The sequence below is a fragment of the Haladaptatus sp. CMAA 1909 genome, from assembly GCF_043952005.1.
Lineage (GTDB): Archaea > Halobacteriota > Halobacteria > Halobacteriales > Haladaptataceae > Haladaptatus.
Genome location: NZ_JBIOAV010000001.1, coordinates 3,311,501 through 3,329,953, shown reverse-complemented (window position 1 = coordinate 3,329,953; position 18,453 = coordinate 3,311,501). Strand labels below are relative to the sequence as shown.

Sequence of the window (18,453 nt, the reverse complement as noted above, 5' to 3'; positions counted from 1 at the left end):
ACCTCCCAGTAGTACGGAAGGACGTACAGTCGGATTGACGATCGATTACGTCAACGACTAACCCGAAATAATATCATGGCCCTGATAGAACTCAATCTCGAGAAGCCAGCGTTGAAGCGAACCGAACTCGTCAAGGAATCCGAAGTCGAGACGGCAGAGGAACCCGAGACGGAAACCGAAGCGGCGGACGCGGACGTCGAAGAGACGGAAGCCGAGGAGACGAAGGGACGCGGCAAAGCCCGCACCTTCGCCCGCCGTGCTGCAGTCCTCGGCGGCACCGCCGCCGGTCTCGCCGCGGCCCGAAAGCTCCAGCAGAAACGGAGCGGCAAGGGCGAAGAAGAGCAGGAATTCGAAGAAGACTGGCAGACCGCGGAATAGCGGACCGCGTTTCGAAGTTTTTTCACGTTCGTTCCCAAACGCCTTTGAGCGGCGGCGCCCTTCGTTTCACCAATGGATACGCTCCTCTGGGTCCTCCTCGGACTCGCCGCCTACTGGTTCATCCTGCTCGGACTACGGGCGAACGATATGTTGCCCTCCTATATCGGCATGCAGGGACCGGTGTTGACTCTGCACACGCAACGAGGAAAGAAACTCATCGACCGTCTCGCACGGCCGAAACGGTTCTGGCGAGCGTGGGGGAACTTCGGACTCGGAATCGCGCTCGTCGTGATGGTCGGGACCTTCCTGCTCCTCGTCGTGCAGGCCATCATCGTCGTGCAGAATCCGCCAGCGCCGACGGCGGTCACGCAACCCCGAAACGTACTCGTCATACCGGGCGTCAACGAGTTCCTGCCGTTGTCCGTCGCCCCGGAAATCATGCTCGGCCTCCTCATCGGACTCGTGGTCCACGAAGGGGGTCACGGCATCTTCTGTCGCGTCGAGGACATCGAAATCCAGTCGATGGGACTGGCGCTCCTCGCGTTCCTCCCGGTCGGCGCGTTCGTCGAACCGGACGAGGAGAGCAGAAGGGACGCGGACAGGGGAAGTCAAAGCCGCATGTTCGCGGCGGGCGTGACGAACAACTTCGCGATAACGATCATCGCCTTCCTGCTCCTGTTCGGGCCGGTGATGGCCTCGATTTCCGTCGCGTCGGGCGCGGCGGTCGGCGGGGTGTTTCCGGGGTCCGCGGCGGATAACGCGAACGTCCAACGCGGCGACCGAATCGTCGCCGTGAACGGGACCGCCGTGAAGAGCAACGGCGACCTCCACGACAAACTCGCCGACATCCAAGGTCGGTCGGTGTCGGTGACGATGAATCGCGACGGCGAGGAGCGCGAGACGACGATTCGGCGGTCGCTCCTGATCACAGGCGTCGCACGGGATTCGCCGTTTGCGGCAGGTGTCGAGAAACGGGAGAACATCACGGCGGTCAACGGAAAGTCGGTGTACACGGAACGGGCGCTGACCCAACAACTGGCGAAGAAAAACGTCTCCACCCTGACCGTGAACGGGACGAAGGTGAGCGGCCCCGTCGGCGCGCTCTCCACCGTGCAGAAAGACGGCCCCATCGAGAAGCAGACGGACTTGAAGACCGGTGACGCCGTCGTCATCACGTCGATAGATGGCGAGCGCATCCTGAACAGCAGCGAGTTGAGCGCGACGCTCGGCGACTACGAAGCGGGACGGACGGTCACCGTCGAAGCCTACGTCAACCAGAGCGGAACGTACGTGCGCCACAGTTACGACGTGACGCTCGAAGACAACGGCAACGGAAAGGCCATCGTCGGCATCCTCGTCGCGCCGGGCGTGTCCGGGATTTCCGTGAGCAGTTTCGGAACCCAACTCTACCCGGCCGATACGTTCCACGACCTCGTTTCGGGGAGCTTCGTCTCCGTGTTTGGCGGAAACGGAGGCAACGGACCGTTGACCACGTTCCTCCTCGGTATCGCGGGGACGCTGTTGCTCCCGTTCGCAAGCCTCTCGATGCCCGTGGGATACAACTTCGCGGGCTTCGTCGGATGGAACAGCAACTTCTACGTCGTGCAGGGACCGCTGTCGCCCCTCGGCGGCGGTGCCTTCCTGCTGGCGAACGTGCTATTCTGGACGGGATGGATAAACCTGAACCTCGGCTTCTTCAACTGCATCCCCGCGTTCCCGCTCGACGGCGGGCACATCCTGCGCATGGGAGCGGAGGCCATCGTCTCCCGACTCCCGACGAGTCAGGGACGACAGGTCACCACCATGATAACGACGACTATCGGGCTGGTCATGCTCGCCAGTCTCCTGCTCATGGTGTTCGGGCCGCGACTGTTGGCCTGAACGGTCGGGGTAGAACGGTCGGTGCTTCGTTTTGGATTTCGACTTCAGTACCGGGTCAGTCTTCCAGACCCATCCGGTCGTAGAACTCCTCCGGCGTGTCGGGGATACGCTCGAAATCCCCGAAGTCGCGCTCGTGATGGCGGATTATCTGCTCGAGAATCCACGCACTGAAGGTCTCGTCGAACTGCCATTCGCCCTCGGGGCTTTCGACCTCGAACCGGTCGTCGGTCGCAAAGGAGACGTAGACGTGGTAGAAACCGAGGATGACGTCCGCGAACTCGCGGGCTTTCGTCCCGCTTTCCGTGCGTTTCTCTTCGAGTTCCTCCCGCCCTTCCTCGGTCAGCTTGAAGTATTTTCGGTCCGATTCGTCCTCACGCTCGATTCGTTCGGTCCATCCCTTGTCTTCGAACTTGTAGAGGATGGGGTACACCGACCCGTAGGACGGTTCCCAGTGGCCGCCGCTTATCTCGCGTATCTCTTTCAGTATCTCGTACCCGTACCGTGGTTTTTCGTCCAGAAGTTCGAGCACGAGGTACGATATCAGGCCTTTCGGTGGGCCACTTTTCCGCATCGGGTTTGGGTTTCAGTCGAGATTGTGAAAGGCTTTCGGTCGGGGCGACGCATACCGGAGGAGAACGAAGCGAGATCCGAACGGAACTCAAAAGTTCCTTGTTCGGTCGCTCCCAACCCTCACATATGCCGAAAAAAGCACCACCGACCCGCGAGGGGTGGTATGCGCTTCACGACTTCCGAACCGTCGACTGGGACGCGTGGCGAGACGCCCCGGAGCGGACTCGGGAGGCCGCGCTGGCGGATGGCGTCGAGTTCTTGAGCGCACACGAGGACGTGAGCGATGCGGAGGACGGCTCCTCGGCCGTGTTCAGCGTCATGGGCCACGAAGCGGACCTGCTGATACTCCACTTCCGTCCGACCGTCACGGCCCTCGACACCGCCGAACGCGCCTTCGAAGGGACCGAGTTCGCGGACTTCACGGAGCGGACCGACTCCTACACCTCCGTCACCGAAGTCGGGAGCTACACCTCCGACGAGATGGTGAAGGACCCGGAGGACATCGAGGACACCGGCATGGCCCGCTACGTGGCGAGCAAACTCTATCCCGATATCCCGGACGCGGAGTTCGTCTGTTTCTATCCGATGAGCAAACACCGCCTCCCCGACGCGAACTGGTACGACACGCCGTACGACGAGCGCGCGGAAATGATGGCGAGCCACGGCGAGATCGGGAAGACCTACGCCGGAAAGGTAACCCAAATCATCACCGGCAGCATCGGCATGGAGGACTACGAGTGGGGCGTCGACCTGTTCAGCAACGACCCGACGCACATCAAGGACATCCTCTACGAGATGCGCTTCGACGAGGCGAGTTCCCGCTTCGCGGAGTTCGGTTCGTTCTCCTTCGGGCGGCGGTTCCCGTCGGAGGACCTCCCGGCGTTCATGGCCGGCGAGGAGATTCCGACGCCGGAGGACGCACATCCGCACGGTGACGGACACGCACACGGAAGCGAGCACGGACACGGTGACGGACATCACGGAAGCGGGCACGAACACGGCGAAAGCAGCGGCCACGGAGAGGACAAATCGGATAGCCCGCACGGGACGGACGAGGAGGAAGCGGAGGGTATTCGCGGGGAACTCCAAGACCTCGACATCTACGCCGGACAGCCACACGGCGAGGACGTGTACTCCATCGTGCTGTACTCCGAGGCCGACGCGGACGAACTGTTCGAGGAGGTCGATGGCCTCCGGAAGAACTTCGACCACTACGACACCCACGTCAAGACGGCGGTGTACGAGGGCGACGAGCGCGCCGCCGTCGTGAGCATCTGGGACACCCAGAGCGCGGCCGAAACGGCGGGCGGATTCCTCGCCGACCTTCCCGGAATCGTCGCTCGCGCTGGTGAACGTGGCGGTGGCCACGCAGGCGAGGAGAGCGGCTTCGGGACGATGGGGATGTTCTACGCCGTCAAGCCCGAACACCGCGACGACTTCGTCGAGAAATTCGGAATGGTCGGCGAAGTCCTCGCGGATATGGAAGGACACTTCGACACCGAACTGCTCTCGAACTACGAGGACGAAAACGACATGTTCATCGCCAGCCAGTGGCGCTCGAAGGACGACGCGATGACCTTCTTCCGAAGCGACGACTTCAGGAACACGGTTAGCTGGGGCCGAGACGTGCTGGCCGACCGACCGCGACACGTCTTCTTGGCGTAAGAGGTTGACACGCCCGGGATGTCCGTTTTGGATTCGACTCGGTCAGCGGTTCGGACCGAAGAACGAACCACAAAGAACTCGGTACCGTTCTCCCAATCCCGAACGAAGGCGAAAATCGAAGACCGGGCACTCGCCGCCGCAACCAAAACCCCCTTCCCCACGGAAGAGTTACTAAGCGATAAGAAAGTAGAGAGTGAAATAAGCCTATGACAAAGCGACACGTCACACTCCCCGAGTCCGCGGAAGCGGGCGTACGCGGGTTTATCGACGAAGTGGACGAACGACTCGCAAGTGACGAGGACACGTGCAGGGTGGTAAAGGAGGTGCTCATCGACCTGCACGGCGACCGGGACGCCTACGAATCGTGGCAGAACGGGGAACCGGTGTCGAACGCGGAACGCGTTCGTCTCCAGAGCTACGACCCCTGTAACTCGACGCTGGAAAGCGAATATTACGCCGAGAAGGACGAGGAAAAGTTCCGAACGTCCAAACACCTTCAGTGGCTCTGGCGGCAGTTCGACGCGACGCCGATGGCCGACAACGTCGAATTCGCCCTCCGATTCCGCGAGATGCTCGCGAACCACCTCTTCGAGGAGGCGGGCGAGAACCTCCGCATCTTCAAGGGCGTCTCGATGACCTACGGCCACAACATCTCTGTCGGCGACAACACGGTCATCCACGACGACGTTCACCTCGACGACCGGGGCAAGTTGACCATCGGCAACCGCTGTTCCATCAGCGACAACGTACACATCTACAGCCACGACCACGATATCACCGACCAGACGGACGTGACGAACTTCCACACGATAATCGAGGACGACGCGCGCGTGACCTACGACGCGATGGTGCGTGCAGGAATGAAAATCGGAGAAGACGCCGTCGTCGGCGCGCGCTCCGTCGTTCAGAGCGACATTCCGGCACATCACATCGCCGTCGGAACGCCCGCGAAGAGCATCAAAATCAAGTCCGGATGGGAGGACGAGGCCGCCCCGCTGGACGATATTCCACCGACCGAAAAGGAGTCACGGCGTATCGATTACGAACTGCCCAAGGACTTCGAGCAGTTCGACGAGTTCCAGCGCACTCTCGGTTCGTCGGAGTAACCCGTATCGCTTTTCTCCTATCAATCCGTCATGTGGAGTATGCGACGACGCACGTACCTCCAATCGTTGGCACTCGGTATCGCGGGACTTGCCGGGTGTATGAGATCTCCCGGACGCTCTACGGGCGCGACGACGGTGGACGGAGAGCGAGGAGTGCGTATCAAAACGGTGGCAATGAACCTCGAAGTCCCGTGGGGCGCGGACTTCTCCCCCGACGGCGACCTCTATTTTACCGAGCGACCGGGTCGGATCCGACGGATTCGGGACAACGACCACGAGATAATCGCCGACATGACCAACCGAATCGAGGACGCCGGTGAAGGCGGGTTGCTCGGCCTCGCGTTCCACCCGAAAAACGAGAATCTGGCATACACGTATCAGACGTACGAGAAGGGCGGAAGCTTGCGGAATCGGGTCGTCCGCCATCGCGTCAGCGACGGATTCGAACGCGAGATGGTCGTTCTCGACGGGATCCCGGCATCGTCAATTCACGACGGCGGGAGACTGCTGATTCACGACGACTCGTTGTTCGTCACCACGGGGGATGCGTCGGACAGTGAACAGGCACAGGACACGGATTCGTTGGCCGGGAAGGTTCTCAGGGTGACGCTGGACGGGCAACCGCATCCCGACAACCCCTTCGACAACGAGGTGTTCACCTACGGGCACCGGAATCCCCAAGGGCTCGCGTTCCGCGACGGAACCCTGTTCAGCACGGAACACGGACCGGACGTGAACGACGAAATCAACGTCCTCGAAGCGGGGAACAACTACGGATGGCCCGACGTGACCGGAAAGAGCGAGGAGTACACGGACCCGATCACGACGTACACCCCGACCATCGCACCCGGCGGAGCGACGTTCTACGACGGTCCGATTTCACAGTGGAAAGGCGACTTCCTATTCGGGTCGCTCGTCGGCACGCACCTCCATCGAGTGCGGATCGACGGACGAAAGGTGGTCGAACAGGAGCGCTTGCTCAACGGCGAGTACGGACGTCTCCGAACCACCTTCACCGGACCGAAGGGGGACCTGTACGTGATGACGAGCAACCGGGACGGCCGGGCCGAGAATCCCGCGCCGCAGGACGATCGCATCCTCAAACTCCAACCTGCGTGACATCCTCCCCGCGCTAAAGCGCGAGGATTCCTCAAGGCTTTCGCCTCGAATTTTCCGTAATCCGCAAATCCATTCAGTTCAAAAACACTTCTGAATCCTGTCGTGCGAAGCTACCAAGTAGCATGGTGGCGTATGTCATGATATCCCATGAACGTCTGGGGGTGGATAATCCTGTACGTCGTCCTGTTCGTAGGCCTACAGCTCCTCATCTACCGATATCTACGGAGTGAGGACGATTCGCCGCTGTTCGCGTCTACGCCGTCCGGACCCGACGGAGGGATTCCCGACGACATTCGGCGGGAGAGCATCCTCGAAGAGTTCAGCGACGAGAACGGCGACAGGCGCGTCTGTCCGCACTGCGGCACGGAGAACGGGACCGAGTACACGTTCTGCCGGGAGTGCATCGGCCCGCTCGGCGTGTGGTAGCCACGTTTTTCCCGCCCGCCAACCGACCGTGAGACATGCCTCGCGCCGTCGCCATCAACGTCGCCGCCAACACGAACCAGCCGGGCGTCCGCGGCCCAATTTTTCCGGACGGGCGGTTCGAGTACCTCCCGATTCCCGAGTCCGAACCGACCGAACGGGAGGTTCCGACCTACGCCGACCTCGAAACGACCGTCGAACTCCCGGACGGAGCGGACGAACTGCCCGTCCACCTCGACCCGGAGTTCACGGAGTACCCCTGCTGTGAACGCTACACCTACGGCGACCCCTTCGACGTCAAAGCCCGACCGCTACTGTCGCTGAGCGCGGGCGATTACGTCCTCTTCTACGCGACGCTCTCGACGGCCGGAGAACCGAATCGAGAGTGGATTTCACCGGAGTGGGGGACGTACATCATCGGCCAGTTCCGACTCGCACGCGACCCCATTTCCGGCGAGGAGTTCGCGGGACTCCCGGCGGAAACGCGGGCGGTGTTCGAGAACAACGCCCACCTGAAGCGCGTGGAGTTCGACGCGAAGGTGTTGGTGGAGGGAAGAACGGACGAATCGGGACTGTACGAAACCGCGATTCCGCTGAGCAGTCCCGAGGCGGGGGCGACAGCGAACAGAGTGGTTACGGAGTTGTCGAGCGACTCCGGAAAAGGACCGTGGTGGCGGCGACCGATGAAGTTCGATGAAGACGGAGTTGCAGAGATTCTGGAGATGCGGGACGCCGGTCAGTTTTGATGAGCGCATTCGCTCGTCACCTTCGTTCCTCGCAGAATGCACCGACCGGGAGTTGAACCCGGGCTATAAGCTTGGGAAGCTTATGTCCTGCCACTAGACCACCGGTGCACACTCGCTCCGCTTCGAGTGTGCACCGTGACTCGCAAATCCTTCGGATTTGCTCACCACGGGTGCTTCTGAACCCAAACGGGTTCAACCGAACGAGAGCGAGCAGTTGCGTCACTTACCGTTTCATTCCGCGCTCACTTCAACGTAGCGTTTCGGACGTTCGTCCAGAAATACGAGGGGGAGGGGAGGTTTTAGTCACCCGCGTACCTACGGACGTACATGATAGACCTCGAACTGTCGGACGAGGAACTCGATGCACACCGCGACCACATCGTGTCGTTCATCCGCGAGACGGTTGCGGACGCGGGAACTGACTCCGCAGTCCTCGGTTTGTCGGGCGGTATCGACAGCACGTTGACGGCCTACCTCGCGGCAGAAGCGTTGGGAACGGAGAACCTCCACGGCCTCGTCATGCCCGGCGCGGTGAGCAGGGAGGACAACATGACCGACGCCGAATGGGTCGCCACGGAACTCGGCATCGCCTACGACGTGTTCGAAATCAACCCTATCGTGGACACGTTCCTCGACGCCTACTCGGAGGCCGAGGGTGACCAGATGGCGGTCGGCAACGCCCGCGCCCGAACCCGCGCGGTGATGAACTACCTCGTCGCCAACGCCGAGGGGTCGGTCGTCCTCGGAACCGGCAACCGGACCGAGGCGCTGGTCGGGTACTTCACGAAGTACGGCGACGGCGCGGTGGACTGCCACCCCATCGGAAACCTCTACAAACAGCAGGTGCGCCAACTCGCAAAGCACGTCGGCGTGACCGACGAACTCGCCGAAAAGGAAGCGACGGCGGGACTGTGGGCCGGACAGACCGACGAGGAGGAGTTGGGCATCGACTATGACACGCTCGATGCGATTCTGGTGCTGCACGTGGATGGTCCGCTGTCGGTCTCGGCGACGGCGCGACAGGTCGAAGGTGCGACGGAGGCAGACGTGCGACGAATCGGCGAGATGTACGAGCGAAGCGAACACAAACGCGCCGCCCCGCCAGCGCCGGAGTCGTTGTAGGTTCCCACGTTCCGCTTTCCCGCTTTCCCGCTTTCCCGCTTTCCCGCTTTTCTATCCTTTCCAGCCGTTCCGGCCTTTCATCCTTTTTGCCTTTCTATCACACCTGTCGGGTTTCTCGGCTACTCGCGGCGGGCGGCGATGTCGTCGGCGTTCGCCGCGACGAGTTTTCCGAACACGTTCGCTTCGCGGGCAAGTTGATCGGACCGCGACGAGCGGTCACGGAGTCGACCTTTGACGGCACGAAGTGCGTCGGGGTCGTTCGCCGCGAGCTCGTCGGCCACCTCACGCGGCCGGTCGGTGACGCGGGAGACCAGTCCCATCCGGTGGGCCTCGGCGGCGTCGATGACGCGCCCCGAAAGCGCGAGGTCGAGCGCGTCGCCCATCCCGACGATTTCCGGGAGGCGGGCCGTCCCGCCCCACGCGCCGAAGATGCCGAGACGGACGCCCGGTTCGGCGAACGTCGCCTCCGGGGTGGCGACCCGCAGGTCACACGCCAGTGCGAGTTCGACGCCGCCGCCGCGCGCCGGGCCGTCGATTCCGGCGACGACGACGCTTTCTGCGCCCTCGATATCGTCCGCCACCCGTTGGCCGTGGGTGGCGAGCGCGTTCGCCGACTCCTCGTCCGACCCGGCCACCACGTCGAGGTCCGCACCGGCACAGAACGCCGTGCCCGCGCCACGGAGATAGACGATGGGTTGTTCGGCCTCCCGAACAGCCTCGGAGAGGGCATCCAGTCCGTCGAGGGTGAGCGCGTTTCTGCGTTCCGGACGGTCGAAGGTCACGATTCTAGTTTTCGGGTCGTCAGCGATGCGAATCATGGAAACGCGTTGGAGACGCTTTCCAAAGGTCTTTGGCGATTCCGTCGTAAGTTCCGATAATGGAAGAGGCCGCCCGGGCGCGCGGAGCTGCGCGCGAGGCTATCGGAGATATCACGCCAGTGCACCTCCGCGACCACATCGACGGACTGCTGAAGTCATCGACGGTCGTTCCGGGGGTGTTGACGGTATTGAGCGCACAAGCGGTCGAGAGCGGAGCCAGCGCCACGGAAGTCGAGACTCGCGCCGCGGGAGTACAACTCATCTACGAAGGGTTGGGTCTCACCCGAACACTCTCGCGCGACGAACCGTGGAACGGCGATCCGCCGCACACCGAGAGCAACGTCGCCATCCTGGCGGCTGACGTGATGGTATCGCGCGGATTTTCGTTGTTGGCTCGAACGGAAGCGGCCGATACGGCCGTTCGGACCGTCAAATCGTTCGGTCGGGACCAGACCGAGCGCCGAACCGACAACGCACTCGAAACCGACGTGTTCGAACTCGCGATCGTCGCGGGGACGACGGCCACCGGCAGCGACGTTCCCACCGGCATCCGACGATACGCCGAACGCCTCGCCGTCACGGTCGCCGACCGCGACTCGACGGAGATGCTCTTCGACGAGGCGGTAGATATGCTGACAAAACTGTCGGGGAGACAGCCGAATTGGGGGGACGAAACCCCGTCGTCGGCCACCGATCCCTGACGCGAATCGAAACGCCTAAACCCGGTTCGGCGTGTAGAAATTATTGCCGCGCCTGGGTAGCTTAGCGGTAAAGCGCGTCCTTGGTAAGGACGAGAGCCCGGGTTCAAATCCCGGCCTAGGCTTTCTTCGAAATCACTCTTCAGCGATGGCTCTCGTCTCGAAGAACCCGACAGCCACCCGTGATTTATCGCCGTCTCGGAGAATGGTGAAGTGGACTCGCAGTGAGTCGCCGCACAATTTTGATTTCTGACACCAACGTTTTTGTCCCTGCCGTGCTATTCGAACCCATGCAATTTGTTATCGTGGGATACGGACGCGTGGGAATTCGAACCTCTCAAATCCTCTCCGAGGAGGGTCACGAGGTGGTTATCGTGGAGGAAGACCCGGACAAAGCGAACCGAGCGCGCGATGACGGATTCGAGGTCATCGAGGGAGACGGGTCGGACGAGACCGTCCTGACCGAGGCGGGCGTCGACACCGCGGACGCCCTCGGCGGGTTGACGGGCGACCTGAACGTCAACTTCGCGGCCTGCATGGTCGGCAAACACCACGGCTGTCGGACCGTCATGCGCATCGACGAGGACTATCGAGAGGACATCTACCACAAATACGCGGACGACGTGGACGAGGTGATCTATCCCGAACGTCTCGGTGCTGCGGGCGCAAAGACCGCGATGCTGGGCGGGGATTTCGACGTCATCGCGGACTTGACCGAGAGCCTGCAGTTGACAACGGTAACGATTTCGGACGATTCGTCGCTCGTCGGAACGCGGGTTCACGCTGTGGAGCTACCGACCGACGCGCGAATCTACGCCCACGGTCGGAAGAAAGAACGGATGACGATTCCCCTTCCGGGGACGAAACTCGAAGCGGGTGATCGGGTCGCACTCATCGCCGCACGGGACGCGCTCCCCTCGGTGCGCGAGCGACTACAGGCGAGCGCCTGAGGAGTACCGTTCGGTGGTCGGTTTCGGGGAGTAATCGGGTTCGTATGTTCGGGAAATATAACGCGACGAGCGACTGCGACGTATCTCTGGATGTGTAGTCACCGAAGCGAAAAACGATTGGGCAGCGCGGGGTTCTAGGGTCGTCCGGGACGAGAACTTTCGTGGGGGGGTTGGTGACACTGTAACGGGAAGCCAACCCGTCGCCAGAGCCCCCGGCCCCGCCGGGAGACCCACCGCGAGACTGCGACACGCTTCGCGCCCGAGCCGTCGGGCGCAACTGTACGAATGGCCGGATACCCCTTTGTTATGTGCCGTTTGCCGGGTCGATAGGTGCCCTCTGACCCGGTCAGGACGGGTCTACGGCGATGAAAGCGTGCCCTACGAGGGGAAAATATCGCACCATGCAAAGGGGGAGTGCCGAGCGGAGGGGGTGGGAGAGCGAGGGAGTTCAGGGAGTTGTGGGTGGTGTGTGCCGGGCGCGCGGAGTGGGAGGATGGGAGAGAGGGTGATGTGCGCGCCCGTTTCCGGATGGGTATGGTGAGGACTTAAAACCGCGTCAGACAGCCGTATGCTCCTGCCGCCGAACACTGACCCGAACCGAGCATTTTCGCCGGGTGTAACGGTATGATAGATGAGAATTTTGTCCCGTTGAGGAAATCTGTAAAACGAGGGATCTGACACTTCCGCCGATATTCTCACCGAGTCGAGTGGATGATTACAGGTAAAGTTACTTGGTGGTGGGTTCGAATTGACCCGATAATGAACTGTGTGTTAGAATATATATCATCAAAGGGAGATGTCGATGGCGATTCGTAGCATCATCGGGAAGGTACTCGTCGCAATGGTGACCCTCTGTGTCGTGACTGCGGGAGGGATCGGAATCGCGTTGACGTCCGGGATAGTGACGGTCGGGCAACCGAGCGTCGAAAACATCCAAACGGAGTGGGGAGCAGTCACCCCGAAAACGACGGAGATCCGAACGAACATCGCGGTGAACAACCCCAGTTCGGTCGGAATACCGAACGTAGCGGACGTCGACTACGAAGTCGGGATGAACGACGTGACGGTTGCCTCGGGGCACGTCAACAACCTCGGCCTCCCGTCCGGGGAGTCCACGATTTCGACGACGACCGAGATGGACAACGGGAAGATACCGGCGTGGTGGGCGACCCACATCAACAACGGCGAGAAGACGACGGTCAGCATCGCACCGTCCATCAGCGTGCCGCTGTTCTCGAAGGACCTCCCCGCGGAGAAGCGAAGTTTCGAAACCGACCTCCTCAGCGCGTTCAACAGCACCGAGACGCGCACGATGACCGCCGGAAACGAGGAGGTATTGCGGGTGACGAAAACGGACGCCTCGTGGGGGCACGCGACGGCCGAGGAGACACCCCTGCACGTCAGCGCAACCGTCGAAAACCCGACCAGCGGCGAGGTCGTGTTCTCCCAACTCGGCTACAGCATCACGATGAACGACGTGACGGTCGCCGGCGGAACGACGGACGACGAAGTACACGTGGAATCCGAGGAGACGACGTCGTTCAGCATCGACTCGACGTTCGACAACGGAAAGCTCCCCGAGTGGTGGCAAAGCCACGTCGAGAACGGCGAGAAGACCACGATGGACGTGCAGTTTTACGCGACCATCACCGAAGACGGTGAGACGAAAAAAGTCGAACTGCCGTTCCTGAGCAAGCGTATCGTCTTCACGACGAACGTCCTCGGCGGCGGCAAGACGACGACGAAGGAGGTGCCGCGAAACGGGGCACAGTCGTTCGCCCCGCCGACGCTCCAGTCGCTCGAAAGCGAGTGGGTCGTTCCCGAAACGGGGAACACGGGCGTTCGAACCCACGCGACCGTCAACAACCGGAACGAACCGGGGTCGGTGTTCGCCGATCACCTCTCGGTCGACGCCGAGTACCGCGTGCTGATGAACGACGTGTCGTTGGTCGAGAGCGAGACGAGCGAGAAAATCGAACCGGGAACGACCGACTTCGAGATTACCGGCAAAATCGCGGACGGGACGATACAGCGGTGGTGGGTCAGCCACGTCAACAACGACGAGCGGACGACCCGAACCGTCGAACGCGACGTGACCGTCGATGCCGGATTCGCCCGCCTCCCCGTGGGCGGAAAAGCGGACCGCGGAACCGTCCGAACCGACATGCTCGGCGCGGTGGATTCGAACACGAGTCAGACGTATTCGGTCGCCGGACAGCCCATAGGCCGCATCGAGAACGTGCAGGCGGACTGGGGTCGCGCGACGATGGCGGAGACGCCCATCGAAGCGTCCGCTACCGTGAAGAACGAGCGAAGCGATTCGATTCACATCGTTGAAATCGGCTCGAAGATATCGATGAACGGCGTCGTCCTCTCCGACGAATCGACGCCGAAGAACGTCGAAATCGGTCCGCACAGCGAGGTAACGGTGAACGACACGGTGATGCTCGACAACTCGAAACTCGGCACGTGGTGGAAGACCCACCTTCGCCGCGGCGAGGAGAGCACGCTCGACGTCGGTTACTACGTCGTCATCGAGTACCACGGAATCACCCAGCGAATCGATCTGGATTCGCTCAACTATCAAACGACGATGAAGACTAACATTCTCGGTGACACATCGGCCTGAGCCGACCGTTTTCGTCAGTTCGTGCTTTGGGCAGTCACATGATAACAACCAGCATAATTTATTAGTGCTTCACGGTCGAGGTATCCGTATGCCTTCGAGACGTGACGTGTTAGCGATCCTGTCCGCGTGCGTGGCAGGCGGAAGTCTCGCTGGCTGTTCGGCACTCGGTGCCGCGGGTGGCTACATCGAGAGCAAGGAAATCACGGGGAAGCGACGGCAAAAAGGAGGACTGCACGACGAAACGGTCGTCAACGTCGGCCTGAGCGATTTGGCCGATGACCCCGTCATCACCGTCGCCGAGGAGTGGGCCACGCAGTTCACGGACCCGACCCGGTTGCAGGTCTCCTCGGCGCTTCACGACCGTTTGATGGGCGAGTACGAGGATATCGGCTACGTCATCGGCGTGTGCAGTCCCGATTGGTCGAGCGGGTCCGACTCGTTCGGGTGTTACACCGGGGCGACACACCGTGGCGATTTCAATCGAGCGGAGGTCGGCGACCGCGTGCGAGCCAGCTATTCGAACTCGAACATCGAGATTCGAAGCGTCGAAGGGTCGTGGGGCGGCGGCGAAAAAAGCGAATAAATCGTTCTACGTCGGTCGAATGCCGAATCAGTCGCGCCGCGAGAGCAGCGCCGCACCCGCGAGGGCGACGACCGCAACCCCGACGCCGAAACCGGGCTGTCCCGATTCGTTCGTGGATTTCGACTGCGTGTCGTTCGCGTTCTGAACGCCGAGATACGTCGCCGCTTCCTCGGTGTCCATCGACGGGAACTCCCGGTCCCACTCGCCGGGCATGTGGATGTTCGTGTCGGCATCGGCGACGGCGAGCGCGCGAACGTCCGCTTTCGAGGCGTTCTCGCCGACCAAGCCCGTCACGCGGACGTAGGTCGTCGTGGTGTCACCGTTCGTTCGCCCAACGATGCTGGAAACGTCCGTGTCTCCATACGATTCGCCGAGTGCGTCGGCGAGGGCGCTCATGTTATCGAACTGCGCGCCACCTTCGACCGTGACGGTTCCCGACTGGACGTTCATATCCACCCGGGCGGATTGGAACTCGCTGCTCTGGAACGCCTGTACCAGTTTAGAGCCACCGGCGTTCGCCTCCGACGACCCGAGCGAGGAGAGCATCGAATCGGTCATCTTCGAGAGCATCGCCCGCTGTTTCATCTCGACCGACCCGCGTGCCGTCACCTCGTCGCCGTCGGATTCGACGTGGAGCGTTACCGACGAGCGACCCAATTCGACGTCACGGTTCTGAAGTTCCCGCGTGTACGCTCGCCAGTTGTCCGTTCGGTAGTGGACCTCGGTGGACACCGCCGTCGTTTCGGCGGCGGGGTGGGACGCTTCGGCGGACCATTCGACCGTCTGTTCGAGGTTCGCGGCCTGCTGTGCTTCGAACATCCGCTTCGTTCGGTCGAGGGTCTGTCCGCTCATCCCCGACGCGTTCGTGTTCTCCGCGATTTCGAGCGCGGCGGACACCGCGGCGTCGTAGTTCTCTATTTTGACGTCCCAACTGAACGTCGTCGTGCCGTTCTGCTGGCTCATTCCGAACGTCACGTGGTCGATTTTCATCCGTTCGATGTCCGCGGAGAGGTCGTCTATCTCCTCGTCCGAGAGTGAGACTTGCGGTGAAGACTTCAAACTCCGTGCGACGGTTTTGGAAATCGAGTCTTTGAGACCGGTGAACTCGACGTGATAGTCGATGTCGAGCGTCAGTTCGTCGCCCGATGCGTCGTAGGCGTAGCTGTCGATAACCACCGTCGCGGAGCCATCGTTCCGCGTGGCGATGGAACCGTACTGGGCTTCGAGGTGCGCTTTCGCCTTCTCACGGGTTCTCCACGAGTCGGACATGAACGGCGAAATCGCGCCGCGTTGGGAGCCTTTCAGAACGAATCCGTCCGCCGTCTCGCGGAGGTCGTACTGGAGGCTCTTGTCGGTTCCCGACATCGAGGCTCCGGACACCGTGCCCGACCCCTTCGTGCTGAACGAGTCGCCCGTGACCGTCACGTGACCTTCGGTGTTCATCGAATCGACGCTCGACGCGAGCGATTCGCCGTCGAGCGTCGCGTCGAGCGTCAGGTCGCCGGTCGCCGTTTGCTCGTCCTGCTTGCTGTTCACGTCGAGCGTGAGGTCCGAAATCGAGTCGGGACTATCGGCGGTGAGCGACCCGTTGCCGCTGTAGCCGTCGGGCGTCATCACGAGCGACGCCGCGGCGTCCATGTCCGATTCGGTTTCGTCCGTCGCGAGGATGTGAACGAGCCCTTCGGTCACGTTCGCGCCGAACTCCGCGGTGCTGTTGCCCGCGTTGGTCTCGTTGTAGGCGAGAACCGCATCGCCGTTCTCCATAACGTAGATGGAGTCGGCGGATTCGACTTGGTTGGAGAGCTGTTGCTGGGAGGAGTGCGGGCCGGAAACCGGTCCGGTCGCCGCAACGGGGGCCATCAGTAACACCAAGACCTGCGCGAGCGCGAGGATGGTGTAGGTCGATACGTTCCGTACCATAAAAATAACACTATGCTGATGTGTTAAAACACTTCTGCTATCCGGAGACGTCGCTGTACTGTACCGATGTCCCCTTCATCCGTTCGGTGACAGATATCGAGACCCGAACTATCCAAATCAGTTTTCCCGCTCGGGGCCTCACATCGGACCATGACGTGGCGCGAACTGTTCGACCGGACGAACGGGACCGAGATCGACCTCGAAACGGTTCGGCGTACCCTCGCGGAGCGACGCGATGAGTGAACCGAATCCGGCCCGCCTCGTCGCTGACGCCGACGTGTTGGCCGCGGACGTGCTGGTCGGCGGCGACGCCCGCGACGCGATGGACATCGTGCGAGGCCACTCGTGGGTCGAACTCGTCGCCAGCGACGAACTCATCGACGACGCCGAGGCCGTCATCCGCGACCTCGGGGACGACGAACTCGCTCTCGACTGGCGGGGGAAAATCGAGGACCTGCGAACCAAAGTCGAACAGACGCCGGGCGACCATCCCGCGCTCGCCAGTGCCAACGCTGGAAACGCGGCGCACATCCTCTCCTACGACGATTCACTGCGAAACGCGGAAACCGGAATCGCGCTTCAGGGTCGGATTTCCGTCAGCGTGAAGCGACCCGACGGGTTCGTGAACCTGTTCGACCCCGAGAGCCTGTACGACGTCGTGGTCGGCGGGGAGTATCCCGGCCCGGACAGGGACGTGCGGAACTAACTGCGACCGATGTGAAGGGAGTCGTTGTTACCGCTCCGCCAACCAGTCCGCGAACTTCGCCAGCGCCCGCCCGCGGTGGGAGATGGCGTTTTTCTCCTCGGTGCTCATCTCCGCGAGCGTCTTCCCCTCGTGTTCGAAGATGGGGTCGTAGCCGAACCCGCCGTCGCCACGCGGAGCGACGAGCGTTCCCGGCACCGCGCCGGAGAAGGTCTCCGCGTTCTCGCCGTCGTAGTAAGCGACGACGCAGCGGAAGTGCGCGCGACGGTTCTCCTCGCGCTCGGCGAGTTGCCAGACGCGCTCGACGCCGAGCGTGTCCTCGACGTAGGCGGAGTACGGCCCGGGAAAGCCACCGACCGCGTCGATGAACAGACCCGCGTCGTCCACGACGATTGGCTCGTCGTTACCGGTTTCTTCGAACGCCTCGCGCGCGCCGTGGAGCGCGATTTCGGCGAGGTCGTCGCTCTGGACCTCCGTGTAGTCGTAGTCGATTTGGCGAACCTCGTCGTCGAGATACTCGCGCGCTTCGCGTACTTTACCGTCGTTGCCGGTGACGAACCGAATCATACGCGAGGGAGGGTCACGCGGGGAAAAAGAAGCGTCGAATCAGTCGTCGTCGACGATGACTTCGACGGGTTCGTTTTCGGACTCCGTCTCGCCTTCCTTGTTGCTCTCCATCCAGAACAGGACGCCGGCGACGGCGAGGATGACCCACGAACGCCAGTTGGCGAGGTTGAGCGTGTAGCCGACGCCGAACGGCTTTTCGACCAGCATTCCCTCGCCCGGCTTCCAGTACGAAGAGAGCATGCGCCCCATGCTGGGTCGTTCGAAGTTGTACGGGACTCCAAAGAGCGTTCCCGAAGTTTCCTTGTCGGACATGCGATAGACATGGGTCGCACCTATTATAGCGTTTGGGGCATTCGATCGGAAGGGTCGATTCGGTAGGTTACGTCAACGATGATGGCGATGCTCGGCAGAGCCAAAGCCCGAAAAAGGGGACGGCACTGCCGACGAAGACGAGGAAACGATGGCGACGAACGTGATATCTAGGGAACACCCACTCAAACTGCTCCGCGTTCGGACGCGAAGCGTCCGAACGCTCCTCACTCACCACCCACAGCACCACCGCCCGCTACCGCAGA

The 18,453-nt window shown here is 61.9% G+C and carries 18 protein-coding genes and 2 tRNA genes; 14 read left to right on the top strand and 6 right to left on the bottom strand.

What is annotated here, in order from left to right; translation table 11 throughout:
• Positions 1-75 precede the first annotated feature (75 nt).
• A complete protein-coding gene (locus tag ACGYLY_RS17955) occupies positions 76-378 on the top strand; it encodes a hypothetical protein (RefSeq protein WP_395283481.1) in 303 nt (100 codons plus the stop codon).
• Between the two features lie 72 nt (positions 379-450).
• Positions 451-2,259, top strand: a complete 1,809-nt coding sequence (locus ACGYLY_RS17950; protein ID WP_395283480.1) for a site-2 protease family protein — start codon at positions 451-453, stop codon at positions 2,257-2,259.
• A 55-nt stretch (positions 2,260-2,314) separates the two neighbouring features.
• Here ACGYLY_RS17950 and ACGYLY_RS17945 read toward each other — a convergent pair whose 3' ends face one another.
• Positions 2,315-2,830 carry a PadR family transcriptional regulator gene (locus tag ACGYLY_RS17945; RefSeq protein ID WP_395283479.1) on the bottom strand — a complete coding sequence of 172 codons (516 nt, stop codon included), beginning with the start codon at positions 2,828-2,830 and terminating at the stop codon, positions 2,315-2,317.
• A gap of 125 nt (positions 2,831-2,955) precedes the next feature.
• On the opposite strand from ACGYLY_RS17945, the gene ACGYLY_RS17940 reads away from it, so the two are divergent.
• The 5 genes from ACGYLY_RS17940 (at position 2,956) to ACGYLY_RS17920 (ending at position 7,888) form a co-directional block, all read left to right on the top strand.
• The gene (locus ACGYLY_RS17940; RefSeq protein ID WP_395283478.1) at positions 2,956-4,494 is read left to right on the top strand and encodes a heme-binding protein; all 1,539 of its coding nucleotides are present in this window, start codon (positions 2,956-2,958) and stop codon (positions 4,492-4,494) included.
• A 206-nt stretch (positions 4,495-4,700) separates the two neighbouring features.
• Positions 4,701-5,600: an acyltransferase gene (locus ACGYLY_RS17935; RefSeq protein ID WP_395283477.1), complete on the top strand. Its 900-nt coding sequence runs from the start codon at positions 4,701-4,703 to the stop codon at positions 5,598-5,600.
• Between the two features lie 39 nt (positions 5,601-5,639).
• Complete coding sequence (locus ACGYLY_RS17930; RefSeq protein WP_395283476.1) at positions 5,640-6,719, top strand: PQQ-dependent sugar dehydrogenase; 1,080 nt, start codon at positions 5,640-5,642, stop codon at positions 6,717-6,719.
• A gap of 147 nt (positions 6,720-6,866) precedes the next feature.
• The gene (locus ACGYLY_RS17925) at positions 6,867-7,145 is read left to right on the top strand and encodes a zinc ribbon domain-containing protein (RefSeq protein ID WP_395283475.1); all 279 of its coding nucleotides are present in this window, start codon (positions 6,867-6,869) and stop codon (positions 7,143-7,145) included.
• A gap of 35 nt (positions 7,146-7,180) precedes the next feature.
• Positions 7,181-7,888: a hypothetical protein gene (locus ACGYLY_RS17920; protein ID WP_395283474.1), complete on the top strand. Its 708-nt coding sequence runs from the start codon at positions 7,181-7,183 to the stop codon at positions 7,886-7,888.
• A gap of 37 nt (positions 7,889-7,925) precedes the next feature.
• On the opposite strand, the gene ACGYLY_RS17915 is transcribed toward ACGYLY_RS17920, so the two are convergent.
• Positions 7,926-7,996: transfer RNA gene (locus ACGYLY_RS17915), tRNA-Gly, on the bottom strand.
• A gap of 219 nt (positions 7,997-8,215) precedes the next feature.
• On the opposite strand from ACGYLY_RS17915, the gene ACGYLY_RS17910 reads away from it, so the two are divergent.
• Positions 8,216-9,010: an NAD+ synthase gene (locus ACGYLY_RS17910; protein ID WP_395283473.1), complete on the top strand. Its 795-nt coding sequence runs from the start codon at positions 8,216-8,218 to the stop codon at positions 9,008-9,010.
• Between the two features lie 119 nt (positions 9,011-9,129).
• Here the strand turns inward: ACGYLY_RS17910 and ACGYLY_RS17905 are convergent, their stop codons facing one another.
• Positions 9,130-9,828 (bottom strand): enoyl-CoA hydratase/isomerase family protein, encoded by a 699-nt coding sequence (locus ACGYLY_RS17905; RefSeq protein WP_395283472.1) that lies wholly within the window; start codon positions 9,826-9,828, stop codon positions 9,130-9,132.
• Between the two features lie 59 nt (positions 9,829-9,887).
• On the opposite strand from ACGYLY_RS17905, the gene ACGYLY_RS17900 reads away from it, so the two are divergent.
• The 5 genes from ACGYLY_RS17900 to ACGYLY_RS17880 all read left to right on the top strand — a co-directional run bounded on the left by ACGYLY_RS17900 (position 9,888) and on the right by ACGYLY_RS17880 (position 14,688).
• Complete coding sequence (locus tag ACGYLY_RS17900) at positions 9,888-10,529, top strand: hypothetical protein (RefSeq protein ID WP_395283471.1); 642 nt, start codon at positions 9,888-9,890, stop codon at positions 10,527-10,529.
• Positions 10,530-10,579: 50 nt separating this feature from the next.
• A tRNA-Thr gene (locus ACGYLY_RS17895) sits at positions 10,580-10,651 on the top strand.
• Positions 10,652-10,816: 165 nt separating this feature from the next.
• Entirely contained in the window at positions 10,817-11,476 is a 660-nt protein-coding gene (locus tag ACGYLY_RS17890) for a potassium channel family protein (RefSeq protein WP_395283470.1), read from the top strand.
• 802 nt (positions 11,477-12,278) lie between these two features.
• The gene (locus ACGYLY_RS17885; protein ID WP_395283469.1) at positions 12,279-14,105 is read left to right on the top strand and encodes an LEA type 2 family protein; all 1,827 of its coding nucleotides are present in this window, start codon (positions 12,279-12,281) and stop codon (positions 14,103-14,105) included.
• Between the two features lie 88 nt (positions 14,106-14,193).
• The gene (locus tag ACGYLY_RS17880) at positions 14,194-14,688 is read left to right on the top strand and encodes a hypothetical protein (RefSeq protein WP_395283468.1); all 495 of its coding nucleotides are present in this window, start codon (positions 14,194-14,196) and stop codon (positions 14,686-14,688) included.
• Between the two features lie 27 nt (positions 14,689-14,715).
• Here the strand turns inward: ACGYLY_RS17880 and ACGYLY_RS17875 are convergent, their stop codons facing one another.
• Positions 14,716-16,608: a PGF-CTERM sorting domain-containing protein gene (locus tag ACGYLY_RS17875; protein WP_395283467.1), complete on the bottom strand. Its 1,893-nt coding sequence runs from the start codon at positions 16,606-16,608 to the stop codon at positions 14,716-14,718.
• Between the two features lie 235 nt (positions 16,609-16,843).
• Here ACGYLY_RS17875 and ACGYLY_RS17870 point away from each other — a divergent pair, with 235 nt between their 5' ends.
• Positions 16,844-17,314 carry a hypothetical protein gene (locus ACGYLY_RS17870; protein WP_395283466.1) on the top strand — a complete coding sequence of 157 codons (471 nt, stop codon included), beginning with the start codon at positions 16,844-16,846 and terminating at the stop codon, positions 17,312-17,314.
• A 27-nt stretch (positions 17,315-17,341) separates the two neighbouring features.
• Here ACGYLY_RS17870 and ACGYLY_RS17865 read toward each other — a convergent pair whose 3' ends face one another.
• Both ACGYLY_RS17865 and ACGYLY_RS17860 read right to left on the bottom strand, forming a co-directional pair.
• On the bottom strand, positions 17,342-17,878 hold the full coding sequence (locus ACGYLY_RS17865; protein ID WP_395283465.1) for an XTP/dITP diphosphatase: 537 nt from the start codon (positions 17,876-17,878) through the stop codon (positions 17,342-17,344).
• A gap of 39 nt (positions 17,879-17,917) precedes the next feature.
• A complete protein-coding gene (locus ACGYLY_RS17860; protein WP_231185550.1) occupies positions 17,918-18,190 on the bottom strand; it encodes a DUF5808 domain-containing protein in 273 nt (90 codons plus the stop codon).
• Positions 18,191-18,453 lie beyond the last annotated feature (263 nt).